Origin of the sequence: Neisseria sp. GT4A_CT1, assembly GCF_000227275.1 — a bacterium.
Lineage (GTDB): Bacteria > Pseudomonadota > Gammaproteobacteria > Burkholderiales > Neisseriaceae > Neisseria.
Genome location: NZ_JH164967.1, coordinates 172,331 through 185,911, shown reverse-complemented (window position 1 = coordinate 185,911; position 13,581 = coordinate 172,331). Strand labels below are relative to the sequence as shown.

Annotated in this window: 9 protein-coding genes and 1 pseudogene; 9 read left to right on the top strand and 1 reads right to left on the bottom strand. The window is 51.3% G+C overall.

Annotated features, from left to right (window positions below; genetic code table 11):
• Positions 1–141 precede the first annotated feature (141 nt).
• Together HMPREF1028_RS07630 and HMPREF1028_RS07625 are read left to right on the top strand one after the other, a co-directional pair.
• Positions 142–672, top strand: a complete 531-nt coding sequence (locus HMPREF1028_RS07630; protein WP_003757316.1) for a CbrC family protein — start codon at positions 142–144, stop codon at positions 670–672.
• Positions 673–1,071: 399 nt separating this feature from the next.
• Positions 1,072–3,246, top strand: coding sequence for a TonB-dependent siderophore receptor (locus HMPREF1028_RS07625; RefSeq protein WP_009312242.1), 2,175 nt, complete (start codon positions 1,072–1,074; stop codon positions 3,244–3,246).
• Positions 3,247–3,365: 119 nt separating this feature from the next.
• Here HMPREF1028_RS07625 and HMPREF1028_RS07620 read toward each other — a convergent pair whose 3' ends face one another.
• A complete protein-coding gene (locus tag HMPREF1028_RS07620) occupies positions 3,366–3,890 on the bottom strand; it encodes a hypothetical protein (protein WP_009312241.1) in 525 nt (174 codons plus the stop codon).
• 418 nt (positions 3,891–4,308) lie between these two features.
• On the opposite strand from HMPREF1028_RS07620, the gene pepN reads away from it, so the two are divergent.
• From pepN to HMPREF1028_RS07585, 7 genes and pseudogenes are all read left to right on the top strand, one after another.
• A complete protein-coding gene (pepN, locus tag HMPREF1028_RS07615) occupies positions 4,309–6,912 on the top strand; it encodes an aminopeptidase N (protein WP_009312240.1) in 2,604 nt (867 codons plus the stop codon).
• Between the two features lie 149 nt (positions 6,913–7,061).
• Positions 7,062–7,490, top strand: a complete 429-nt coding sequence (locus HMPREF1028_RS07610) for a hypothetical protein (RefSeq protein WP_003764307.1) — start codon at positions 7,062–7,064, stop codon at positions 7,488–7,490.
• Positions 7,491–7,568: 78 nt separating this feature from the next.
• Positions 7,569–7,676 (top strand): annotated as a pseudogene (locus HMPREF1028_RS14715) (IS5/IS1182 family transposase); the annotation flags it as partial.
• A gap of 114 nt (positions 7,677–7,790) precedes the next feature.
• Positions 7,791–8,894 carry a tRNA 2-thiouridine(34) synthase MnmA gene (mnmA, locus tag HMPREF1028_RS07605; RefSeq protein ID WP_009312239.1) on the top strand — a complete coding sequence of 368 codons (1,104 nt, stop codon included), beginning with the start codon at positions 7,791–7,793 and terminating at the stop codon, positions 8,892–8,894.
• Positions 8,895–8,998: 104 nt separating this feature from the next.
• Positions 8,999–10,672 (top strand): AMP-binding protein, encoded by a 1,674-nt coding sequence (locus tag HMPREF1028_RS07600; protein ID WP_009312238.1) that lies wholly within the window; start codon positions 8,999–9,001, stop codon positions 10,670–10,672.
• Between the two features lie 68 nt (positions 10,673–10,740).
• Positions 10,741–11,721, top strand: coding sequence for a PhoH family protein (locus HMPREF1028_RS07595; protein ID WP_009312237.1), 981 nt, complete (start codon positions 10,741–10,743; stop codon positions 11,719–11,721).
• Positions 11,722–12,225: 504 nt separating this feature from the next.
• Positions 12,226–13,491, top strand: coding sequence for a Glu/Leu/Phe/Val dehydrogenase (locus tag HMPREF1028_RS07585; protein WP_009312236.1), 1,266 nt, complete (start codon positions 12,226–12,228; stop codon positions 13,489–13,491).
• Positions 13,492–13,581 lie beyond the last annotated feature (90 nt).

Here is a 13,581-nt window from a genome sequence, read left to right as displayed (position 1 = left end):
TCGTCTGTTATCTGAAACAGTGTAAAATCCAAATTATGCAGAGAGTTGCACATTTTGTTTACAGTATCGTATTTGCCAATAAAGCTTGGGGCAAAAGCTTCAAGTAAGGCTGTTTTAACCTAAAATTAAAGATTTGAAATCATGAGCCACGTTAAATTTCCTTATCATCCGAATATTTATCAACTGGAATTTGGTCCAATTGAGCGCAATCAAGACGGTCTTGTTTGTCAGGTTTGCGGCTGTGTTCCTGATCTTTATTTGGATAGTATGTATGCGACAGAGGAGATTGATTGTCTTTGTTTGGAGTGTGTAGCCAGTGGAGCTGCGGCAGATAAGTTTGATGGTGATTATATTCAAGATGCAGAATCTGAAATGGTCAGCGATCCGGATCGGGTTAAAAACTTTTTCCGTACCACGCCGGGTTATAGCAGCTGGCAGGGGGAATATTGGTTAGCTTGTTGTGATGATTTCTGTAATTTCATTGATCATGTGGGAATGGATGAACTGAACCAGATGCCGGAAAAAGAAGCTATCTTGGCAGATTATGAACTTTCGGATGGATTTGACCGTGATATTTTGGAGGAATGTCTCAGTCGAGATGGCGACATGGCAGGTTATCTTTTTCAATGTCGTCATTGTGGCAAGTATAGACTCCATGTGGATGAAAGTTAGGATTGGATGATAGAAAACTGTCGATTTTGAAACCTATCAGCAAAATGCCTCACCGCTGCCACTTAAGTTGAATTTGGAAAATTGATACAACAGATTTATCTTTCACATAAATCAGCCAAAGGTCGTCTGAAACTTTTCAGACGACTTTTTTGCGGCTGTCAGATTTGTTTGATTGAGAATGAAAGATGGTCATGCAGATGAAAATGATGTATCGGGGACTGTGTAAATTATTTGATTCATGCCCGTCAGTTTCCTATACTCCGACCGTTTTATTTCATCCCATTACAGAAATTTGATAAAAATTCTTATTTAATGCATAAAAAGCCGTTTGCTGCCGAATGGTGCAAGGAGGTTTGGAACTCCGCTGCCGTTCGGACGGCTAAATAATTAGGAGACACCATGCCATTATCTAAATTTCGTCCTGCGCGTTTGCCGGTTGCTGTTGCTGCGGCACTTTTGTCTGCTTACTCCTTAGGTGCAGGGGATGGGGTTGAGCAGGTTGATTTGCCTACTGTCCAAGTACGGGGCATCGGCAAACAGACAACCTCAAACTACACCATTCCGACTTCTTCCGCCGCCACAGGCATCCGCCTGACCCAGCGCGAAACGCCGCAGTCTTTGTCCGTCGTTACCGAAAAACAAATGGACGACCAAGGTTTGGATACCTTGCAGGACGTGTTGAAACAAACACCGGGCGTGTTCCACAGCAAAATGGGCAACAATGTCTCCGGCCACAGCGAGTTTATTTCGCGCAGTCAGGCGATTGACAGCATTTCCGTAGACGGCGCGCCCAAATTCCTTTACGACGGTAAAGCTATACGTCGCGGCACCAATAATCTGGACAGCGCATTGTACGAACAAGTCGTCGTCGTGCGCGGCGCAAGCGGTTTGTCCAACGGCGGTATGGGCGAACCGGGCGGTACGGTTGCTTTGGAACGCAAAAAACCGACTGCCAAACCTGCCGTCAGCGTGGAAGCCGGTGTGGGGTCTTGGAAACACTACCGCTTCGTCCTTGATGCCAATCATCCTCTGAATGCCGATAATACCTTGCGCGGCCGCGCCATTTTGGTCAGCGACCACGGCGGCGATTACTTGCCGAACACTTCGCGCCACAATCACACTTTCTACGGCATTCTGTCCTACGACCTCACGCCGCAAACCCACTGGCGCCTCGGTACGGAAATACACCGTTTCCGCAATACCGGCAGTTCGCCTTTCAGCTATCTGACCGTAGCGGGAAACCCTAGAAACAATCAACCTTTCAAACCGTTTGCAGCCTCACCGCGCAGTAATTCCTCGGCAAAATGGGCTTACGGTAAAGAAAACAGTGCGGAAATCTTCACCTCTATCAATCATGAGTTTGAAAACGGTTGGGCTCTGAACGGCAACTACAGCCATACTTATGGGAAAAGTGATGCAGTTTCCGGCATGGCTGGTCCTTTTACCATTTATCCGGACTATTCCGCTGTATTTGTTGCCGAGCGCGACCAAGCCAAGTACACCGACCAAGATTTTTCTCTGAATTTGGACGGCGATTACCCGCTTTGGGGACGCAAACATGAATTCAATGCCGGCATCAGCTATCAGTACAATAAGGAAACTCCTTCATATTACGAAGAAAATGAAGATGGGATTGTCCCTGATTTGCGCCGTTTTGACGGAAATTTCACAAAACCGGCCATACCCTACATTCGCGACGGCTTTGCCCATATGAAAAACCTCTCTGTTTACGGTTCGACCCGTTTCAAACTGACCGACAGGCTGGCATTGATAGGCGGCGGACGGTTTGTCGATTGGCAATACCGCTACAGTTCCGATCGCAACCATTTTGCCGACAGCAGGCATAAAAACAAGGTATTTATCCCCTATTTGGGCGCAAGTTATGATTTAAACGACAATCTGACAGCCTACACCTCCTATACCACCATATTCCGCCCGCAACCGCGCTATTTGGATCGAAACGGCAAACCGCTCGAACCGCAACGCGGCAAAACATATGAACTCGGCTTAAAAGCCTCGTGGTTTGAAGACCGTTTGAACGCTTCTGCGGCTGCATTTATCAATAAACGCGACCATTTGGGGAAAGAAATTCGCGATGATGAACATCAACGTATTTACTATGAATCTGTTAACAACACAACGACCAAAGGTGTGGAATTGTCCGTCGGCGGACGCTTGAGCGACAAATGGCTGATCAATGCTTCTTATGCGTACTCCAAACTCAAAAACGATGCGGGCAATTTGGTCAACCCTTCTTATCCTATCCACCTTTTCAAACTCTTTACTGCGTATGACGTTACCGACCGCCTAAACTTGGGTGCAAACGTCAACTGGCAAAGCGGTACAAACGCAGTATCTGATGAATACCAGCCCCTCACCGCTGCCGGTAAAGAAGCCTTGACCCAACGCCCATACGCCACGCTAGACTTGACCGCGCATTACAAAATCGGCAAATCCACCCGCATCGGTTTGGATTTTGAAAACGTGTTCAACAAACGCTACCGCCCCATGCCCGACATCCACGTTTACGGCACGCCGCGCAGCCTGACCGCTACGTTGAAACACACGTTCTAAAGCAGGCAGAAGAAAAGGTCGTCTGAAAATCTCGATTTGAGGTTTTTAGACGACCTTTTGGTTTGTATGGCGTGTATCGGGGAGGAAGCGGGTAGATGATTTTCTCTAAAACGGCAATGCTATTGGGACGGGGCGCATTCTTGCAGCAGCAGGTTGTCCGTCATGTTGTCAGGTGTTTCTTCCGAGGCTTCATGATGAACCAGAAAACCGCCGTCTTCCTTGTAGAAATCGGTTTCCGTAAAGTTGCCGATTGTCCAAGTGTATTGACCGTCGCTAAAGGCGTTCAAATCTTCGTTGCTCATTTCGGGGCTGAAAGGTGCGACAAATTCGGCACCTTTAAAGCGTACTTGCGCCGCGGCGCCGTCCTCTGTTTTGAAATAGCGGACTGATACGCTGCCGTTGTCTTTGCAGCGGTAGGTTTGCCATTTTGCCTGATCCAAACCGGTCAGATTTTGTGTGGCGGAAGGCGCGGAGGCTGATGCTGCCTCGGAAGCGGCGGCTTGTGCCGGGGCTTGGGAGGCTGCGGCTGCCGACGCATTTGAAGCTCCGGATGCGCTGGCTTCTGCCGCTTCGTTGCCGGCGCTGCAGGCGCATAGCAATGCAGTCAATGTGGAACACAAAAGGAGCAAAGGTTTGGAAGACATATTTATCACACCTCAAAGATAATCAAAACCTGACGGATTGGAACGGGAATGCCGGTAAAGGTTCATCCGCTCCTTGTCGGATCGGGCGGTTGGCTGCCCGAAATCCTAAAGCAATTTCGGTCATTCCGCTATTGCCGATATGGCAACGGATTATACCCGTGCGGGGGCGAAGGGGGCATTCTAACAGCGTAAACGAAAGACGGGGTCGCACCTGACTTTGTGGCATGAAATATTGGATAAAAGGTATTTTTGTGGGATGATGGGTGCGAAGTTTGTTATTTTGTTAAGATTGCATTTTCAGACGACCCAATAGGGGATGACAGCCGTCAGGACAAGGCGCAGCGAAGCCGTCCGATGAAAGTTGTCCACTCTATCTCTTTTCATTTCTTTAATTGATTCCTAACCCGAAAGCAAAACTATGAGCAAAACCGTCCGTTATCTGAAAGATTACCAAACGCCTGCCTACCGCATCCTCGAAACCGACCTGCATTTTGACATTGCCGAACCGCAAACCGTCGTGAAGTCGCGTTTGACGGTCGAGCCGCAGAGGGTGGGGGAACCGCTGGTGTTGGACGGTTCGGCGAAACTTTTGTCCGTCAAAATCAACGGGGCGGCGGCGGATTATGTGTTGGAAGGCGAGACGCTGACGATTGCGGGCGTGCCGTCCGAACGCTTCACTGTCGAAGTGGAAACCGAAATCCTGCCGGCGGAAAACAAATCGCTGATGGGGCTGTATGCTTCCGGCGGCAATCTGTTTACCCAGTGCGAGCCGGAGGGCTTCCGCAAAATCACGTTCTACATCGACCGTCCGGATGTGATGTCCAAATTCACAACCACCATCGTCGCGGACAAAAAACGCTATCCCGTATTGCTCTCCAACGGCAACAAAATCGACGGCGGCGAGTTTTCAGACGGCCGCCATTGGGTGAAATGGGAAGACCCGTTTGCCAAACCGAGCTATCTGTTTGCTTTGGTCGCGGGCGATTTGGCGGTAACGGAAGACCGTTTCACCACCATGAGCGGCAGAAACGTCAAAATCGAGTTTTACACCACCGAAGCGGACAAGCCCAAGGTCGGCTTTGCCGTGGAATCGTTGAAAAACGCGATGAAGTGGGACGAAACGCGCTTCGGTTTGGAATACGACTTGGATATTTTCATGGTCGTCGCCGTGGGCGATTTCAATATGGGCGCGATGGAAAACAAGGGTTTGAACATCTTTAACACCAAGTTCGTCCTTGCCGACAGCCGTACCGCCACCGATACCGATTTCGAAGGCATCGAATCCGTGGTCGGACACGAATATTTCCACAACTGGACGGGCAACCGCGTGACCTGCCGCGACTGGTTCCAGCTTTCGCTGAAGGAAGGGCTGACCGTGTTCCGCGACCAAGAGTTTTCCGGCGACCGCGCCAGCCGCGCCGTGCGCCGCATTGAAAATATCCGCCTGCTGCGCCAGCACCAGTTCCCCGAAGACGCAGGCCCGACCGCGCATCCGGTGCGCCCCGCCAGCTATGAGGAGATGAACAATTTCTACACCATGACTGTTTATGAAAAAGGCGCGGAAGTGGTGCGGATGTATCACACCCTGCTCGGCGAAGAGGGCTTCCAAAAAGGCATGAAGCTCTATTTCCAACGCCACGACGGACAGGCCGTTACCTGCGACGATTTCCGCGCGGCGATGGCGGACGCGAACGGCATCAATCTCGACCAGTTCGCCTTATGGTACAGCCAGGCGGGCACGCCCGTTTTGGAAGCGGAAGGTCGTCTGAAAAACAATGTTTTCGAGTTGACCATTAAACAAACCGTGCCGCCCACGCCCGATATGGCGGACAAACAGCCGATGATGATTCCGGTCAAAATCGGGCTGTTGAACCGCAACGGCGAAGCGGTGGCATTCGACTATCAGGGCAAACGCGCAACCGAAGCCGTGTTGCTGCTGACCGAAGCCGAACAGACCTTCCCGCTCGAAGGCGTAACCGAAGCCGTCGTTCCCTCGCTGCTGCGCGGGTTCAGCGCGCCGGTGCATCTGAACTATCCGTACAGCGACGACGACCTGCTGCTCCTGCTTGCCCACGACAGCGACGCCTTCACGCGCTGGGAAGCCGCCCAAACGCTCTACCGCCGCGCCGTCGCCGCCAACCTTGCCGCGCTTTCAGGCAGCGTCGAGTTGCCGAAACATGGAAAACTGCTTGCCGCCGTCGAAAAAGTCATTTCAGACGACCTCTTGGACAACGCCTTCAAAGCCCTGCTTTTGGGCGTGCCGTCTGAAGCCGAGCTGTGGGACGGCACAGAAAACATCGACCCGCTGCGCTACCATCAGGCGCGCGAAGCCTTGTTGGATACGCTTGCCGTCCACTTCCTGCCGAAATGGCACGAATTGAACCGTCAGGCGGCGAAGCAGGAAAACCAAAGCTACGAGTACAGCCCCGAAACCGCCGGCTGGCGCACGCTGCGCAACGTCTGCCGCGCCTTCGTCCTGCGCGCCGACCCCGCGCACATCGAAACCGTTGCCGAAAAATACGGCGAAATGGCGCAAAACATGACCCACGAATGGGGCATCCTGTCCGCCGTCAACGGCAACGAAAGCGATACGCGCAACCGCCTGCTGGCGCAGTTTGCCGACAAGTTTTCAGACGACGCGCTGGTCATGGACAAATATTTTGCCCTCGTCGGTTTAAGCCGCCGCAGCGACACCCTGCAACAGGTTCAAACTGCCTTGCAGCATCCGAAATTCAGTCTCGAAAACCCCAACAAAGCCCGTTCGCTCATCGGCAGCTTCAGCCGCAACGTCCCGCATTTTCACGCAGAAGACGGCAGCGGCTACCGCTTCATCGCCGACAAAGTCATCGAAATCGACCGCTTCAACCCGCAGGTCGCCGCCCGCTTAGTACAGGCGTTCAACCTCTGCAACAAGCTCGAGCCGCACCGCAAAAACTTGGTCAAACAAGAATTGCAGCGCATTCGGGCGCAGGAAGGCTTGTCGAAAGACGTGGGCGAAATCGTCGGCAAGATTTTGGATTGAGGTCGTCTGAAATGGTGATGGAAGTTATTATAATGTGATAAAAAAGGTCGCCTGAAACTGTCATTTCAGACGACCTTTTGTGATAGACACATATTCTGCTTCGTCATAAAATGCCATCTGTTTATTATTGATTGAACGATGAGGCTAAAATGAAGAAATATATTCTTGCAGCGTGTGCATTATGGTTTGCAGGTCAAGCATTAGCCGCTGATTTTTCTGGAAATTGGGGGTATGAGCAAGAACTGGAAGATGGTATCTACGGTAAATATTTTAATATTAAACAATCACCGAAATACATTATTTCCGGAGAGTGGAATGAAGGCCGTTCGAATGGTCCGGGCGGCAGCGGCAAGGTAAAAGGCTATGTCAAACGCGGCAAACTGTATTTGAGCTATTGCAGCGAAGGCGACGATTCTTGGTACACGCATTGTCCGAAATATGAAAAAGACCGCGGATATTTCGTGCGGAGAAACGGACAGCTTGTCGAGTATTATAGTTTGCACGGAAAGCGCAATGCTTACAGAAAGGGCGATGTGTTCACCCGACAAAAAGAAAAAGCAGCCGACGCATCCGAATAAGTAAAAGGTCGTCTGAAAACCAATAATAGCGATTTCAGACGGCTTTTTTCTATTAAATATCATTTAATTTCTTGAATTTATAGTGGATTAAATTTAAATCAGAACAAGGCGACGAAGCCGCAGACAGTACAAATAGTACGGCAAGGCGAGGCAACGCCGTACTGGTTTAAATTTAATCCACTATACAATAAAACATCATTCAAGCCCCATCAGCCTTATGGGGTAGCCTTCCTTATCCCTTCATCAAAATGTGCTAAAATCCGCCTTTAAAAACTGCTGTTTCCTACCCATATCCTCTTTATGGACATTACTCAACAACCTTCAAACATCATCGTCGGACTCTCCGGCGGTGTCGATTCCTCCGTAACCGCCGCCCTGCTCAAGCAGCAGGGTTATCAAGTGCGCGGTGTGTTTATGCAAAACTGGGAGGACGACGACAATGACGAATATTGCAGCATCAAGCAAGACTCTTTCGATGCCATTGCCGTCGCCGACATCATCGGTATCGACATCGATATCGTCAATTTTGCCGCCCAATACAAAGACAACGTATTCGCCTATTTCCTCAAAGAATACAGCGCGGGGCGCACGCCGAATCCGGATGTGTTATGTAACGCAGAAATCAAATTCAAATGCTTTTTGGACTACGCCATAGAGCAGGGCGCGGATACCATTGCCACAGGGCATTATGCGCGCAAAGAAGTCCGCAACGGCACTCATTACCTGCTCAAAGGTTTGGATCAAAACAAAGACCAAAGCTATTTCCTCTACCGCCTCAAGCCTTTCCAACTCGAGCGCGCGATTTTCCCGTTGGGCGGTTTGGAAAAACCTGAAGTCCGCCGCCTTGCCGCCGAATTCAATTTGCCGACTGCCGCCAAAAAAGACAGTACCGGCATCTGCTTCATCGGCGAACGTCCGTTCCGCGAGTTCCTGCAAAAATACCTGCCGACCAACAACGGCAAAATGGTCACGCCCGAAGGCAAAACCGTCGGCGAACACGTCGGGCTGATGTTCTACACGCTCGGACAGCGCAAAGGATTGGGCATCGGCGGCGCAGGCGAGCCGTGGTTTGTCGCCGCGAAGGATTTGACAAAAAACGAACTCATCGTCGTACAAGGTCATGACCATCCGCTGCTCTATACCCGCAGCCTCGTCATGAACGATTTGAGTTTCACGCTGCCCGAACGTCCGAAAGAAGGGCGCTACACCTGCAAAACCCGCTACCGCATGGCGGATGCGCCCTGCGAATTGCGTTATCTCGATGATGAAACGGTCGAGCTGGTGTTCGACGAACCGCAATGGGCGGTAACGCCCGGTCAATCCGCCGTGCTGTACGACGGCGACGTCTGCTTGGGCGGCGGTATTATCATGTCCACCGACAAGCCCGTCATTATTACCGCTTGAATAAAAAAGACAAAAGGTCGTCTGAAAACCATTGCGACGGGTTTGTTCCTCCTTTTCAGACGACCTCAAGACAACCATAAAACCAACGAAATAAGATTATTCATATGGAAAAACTCTGGCTCAACAGCTACGAACAAGGTGTCAATGCCGAAATCGACATCACGCAATACAGCTCCATCAGCGACGTATTCCGTCAAAGCGTTGAAAAATTCGCGCACCAACCCGCGTTTCAAAACATGGGCAAAACGCTCACTTACGCCGAAGTCGGCAAGCTGGCGGAAAATTTCGCTTCCTATCTGCAAAACGTCCTGAAGCTGCCGCGCGGCGAGCGCGTGGCGATTATGCTGCCCAACCTGTTGCAATACCCGATTGCGCTTTTCGGCATCCTTCAGGCGGGTCTGGTAGCGGTGAACACCAATCCGCTCTACACCCCGCGCGAGCTGGAGCATCAGTTGAAAGACAGCGGCGCGACCACAATCATCGTTCTGGAAAATTTTGCCAACACGCTGGAGCTGGTGCTGCCGCGCACGCAAATCAAACACGTCATCGTCGCCTCTGTCGGAGAAATGTTCGGTTTCTTCAAAGGCACGCTGATGAATTTCGTGCTGCGCAAAATCAAAAAAATGGTGCCCGAATACCGCATTTCCGGCGCTATCCCTTTTCAGACGACCCTGAAAGAAGGTGCGGCACATACCTTCAGCCCCGTTACCCTGACCCGCGAAGATACCGCGCTGTTGCAATACACGGGCGGCACGACCGGTGTGGCAAAAGGTGCCGTCCTCAGCCACGGCAACATCTGCGCCAATATGCTGCAGGCGAAAGAATGGATTAAGAACCAACTGCGCGAAGGCAAAGAAACCGTCATCGCCGCGCTGCCGCTTTACCACATCTTCGCCCTGACGGTGAACCTGATGATTTTCACCAACGCCGGTTCCAAAATCATCCTGATTACCAACCCGCGCGACATGAAAGGCTTTATCGGCGAACTCAAAAAAGAGCGTATCAGCGTCTTCATCGGCGTGAACACTTTGTTTAACGGCATGGTCAACCAACCCGATTTCTCCACCGTCGATTTCTCCAACCTGCGCCTGACTTTGGGCGGCGGCATGGCGACTCAAAAAGCCGTCGCCGAAAAATGGAAAAAAATCACCGGCACGCCTATCGTTGAAGCCTACGGCCTGACCGAAGCCAGCCCGGGCGTGTGCTGCAACCCGCTCAATATCGAAGCATACAGCGGCGGCATCGGATTGCCCGTTCCCTCCACCGAAGTCGAACTGCGCGATGCAGACGGTAAAGAAGTCGGCATCGGACATCCGGGCGAACTTTGGGTACGCGGCCCGCAAGTGATGAAAGGCTACTGGAACCGTCCCGAAGAAACCGCCAAAACCATAGATGCGCGCGGCTTTTTGGAAACCGGCGACATCGCCGTGATGGACGAAAAAGGCTGGCTGAAACTGGTTGACCGCAAAAAAGACCTCATCGTCGTTTCCGGTTTCAACGTTTATCCGAACGAAATCGAAGAAGTCGTTTCACACAACGATAAAGTCATGGAAGTCGCCTGTATCGGCGTGCCCAACGAAAAAACAGGCGAAGCACTCAAAGTCTTCGTCGTCAAAAAAGACCCGAGCCTGACCAAAGAAGAACTCATCGAATTCTGCCGTACCGAGCTGACCGCTTATAAAGTGCCGAAAGACATCGAGTTCCGCGACGAACTGCCCAAGTCCAACGTCGGCAAAATCCTGCGCCGCGAGCTTCGCGAACAAGCGCAAAACAAATAACACCGAAAGGTCGTCTGAAAAGCATCCCGCACCTTTCAGACGACCTTTAATCATCATGGAAACAAGATATGACCCATACCGTCCATCTTCAATTTGAAGACATCGACAACACCGTCCTCCAACGCCTCTGCGGCGCGCTCGACGGCAACCTCGAAGCCTTGGGCAAAGCCCTCGATATCCAAATCAGCCGCCGCTTCGAACACTTCACCTTCATGGGCGAACTCGCCCACGCCGGCCGCCGCGCATTGCTCGCGCTCGCCGAAGCCGCCGAACAAGGTGATCTGGACGACAACGCCATCCGCCTCGCCGCCGTCGAAGCCAAAACCGCTGACAACAAACACGAAGAAAAGCATCACGACCAACAATATTATTTCCGCACCAAACGCGGCAGCATAGGCGGACGCACCCCGCGTCAAAACGGCTACATCCGCGCGCTGTTAAACCACGACGTCGTCTTCGGGCTGGGGCCTGCCGGTACGGGTAAAACCTATCTCGCCGTTGCTGCCGCCGTCGATGCCATGGAAAAACACCAAATCGAGCGCATCGTCCTCGTCCGCCCCGCCGTCGAAGCAGGCGAAAAACTCGGCTTCCTGCCCGGCGATTTGGCGCAAAAAGTCGACCCCTACCTGCGTCCGCTCTACGACGCGCTCTACGATCTGATGGGCTTCGACCGCGTGACCAAACTGATGGAAAAAGGCTTGATCGAAATCGCCCCGCTCGCCTACATGCGCGGCCGCACGCTCAATGGCGCGTATGTGATTTTGGACGAAGCGCAAAACACCACGCCCGAACAAATGAAAATGTTCCTGACCCGCATCGGCTTCGGCGCGAAAGCCGTCATCACCGGCGACATCAGCCAAATCGACCTTCCGCGCAACATCAAATCCGGCTTGAAAGACGCCCGTGAAAAACTGCGCGACGTGGACGGGCTGTATTTCCACACCTTCACCAGCGAAGACGTTGTCCGTCATCCGCTGGTTCAGAAAATTGTGGAAGCGTATGAAGCGGCAGAAGAGCAAGCCGAAAGAAGCAGCACCGCCGAACGGTAAACGATGAGGTTCAAAAAGGTCGTCTGAAAACCTGAAATACGGGTTTTCAGACGACCTTTTTCATATTTTATAGTGGATTAACTTTAAATCAGGACAAGGCGAGGTAACGCCGTCCTGGTTTAAAGTTAATCCACTATATTAAAGTCAAAATGGATGAAGCAGCCCATCTTGTTATGCCTTATTTTGTGCTGCCGAAAATTGGATATTGTTAACAATATTATCGAGTCTGATATGCGGTCGTTGCTGTTTTTAAAGCATCAGCCTGATGATATAAAATTTCAGACGATTTTTTTAAAAACAAAGGCTTTAGTTTTAGTAGTCGATTTTGGAGGCGATATCGGGCTACGGGGTATCAGGTTTTAGAGGTCGTCTGAAAATAAATTCATATATAAATTAATCAATTTTGAAAATACTGACTACATGCTATTACATTTCATTTGGAAATTGGTTATAGTTACAACTGTGAAGCCCTTAAATTTCAACCAGACATAAGAAGGAAGAGAAATGTCCCAATCCGCCGCAAAAGAAACCCTTAATCCTTTCGAAATCGCCCGCAAACAGGTCAAAACCGCCTGCGACCGACTCAATGCCGACCCTGCGGTGTATGAAATCCTGAAAAGTCCGCAACGCGTTTTGGAAGTTACCTTCCCCGTCAAACTCGACAACGGCACGGTCAAAACCTTCACCGGCTACCGTTCGCAACACAACAACGCCGTCGGCCCGTACAAAGGCGGCGTGCGCTTCCATCCCAATGTGAATTTGGACGAAGTCAAAGCCCTGTCGATTTGGATGACCATCAAATGCTGCGTTTCGGGCATTCCTTACGGCGGCGGCAAAGGCGGCATTACTTTGGATCCGCGCGATTATTCCGAAGCAGAGTTGGAACGCATTGCACGCGCTTATTCCGAAGCCATTTCCCCGCTCATCGGCGAGAAAATCGATATTCCTGCACCTGACGTGAACACCAACGGCAAAATCATGTCGTGGATGGTTGATGCCTACGAAAATGTCGTTAAAAAATCCGCGCCGGGCGTGTTCACCGGTAAACCGGTCGAATTCGGCGGCTCTTTGGCGCGTACCGAAGCGACAGGTTACGGCGTGAACTTCGCTGCCGTTCAAGCTTTGGAAAAACTCGGCAAAGACGTGAAAGGCGCGACCTACGCCATTCAGGGCTTCGGCAATGTGGGCTATCACACAGGCTATTACGCGCATCAATCCGGCGCGAAAGTCGTCGCCGTTTCCACCGTCGATGTCGCCATCTACAACGAAAACGGCTTGGATATGGAAGCCCTCTTCAAAGAGTTCCAAGAAAAAGGCTTCATTACCAACGAAGCGGGTTACGGCAAAGAAATCAGCAACGCCGAACTCTTGGCATTGGATGTGGACGTACTCGCCCCTTGCGCGCTGGAAAACCAATTGACTTCCGAAAACGCAGGCAAAGTTCGCGCTAAAATCGTGGTCGAAGGCGCAAACGGCCCGACTACGCCCGAAGCCGATGCCATCCTGCGTCAAAACGGCGTGCTGGTCGTGCCCGATATTCTGGCGAACTGCGGCGGCGTGGTCGTTTCCTATTTCGAATGGGTGCAAAACCTGCAAGGCTATTACTGGGAATTTGACGAAGTTCAGGAAAAAGAAACCGTTGTCCTGCGCCGCGCGTTCCGCGATATTTGGAATCTGGCGCAAGAGTATGATGTGGACCTGCGTACCGCTTCTTACATGATGAGTATCCGCCGTGTTGAAAAAGCGATGAAGCTGCGCGGTTGGTACTGATCAAATTTTGAAGCGTTAGTTTGAGAAAAGGTCGTCTGAAAAATTTTCAGACGACCTTTTGGTTATGGCGGATAAGGTTAGATCATGGTG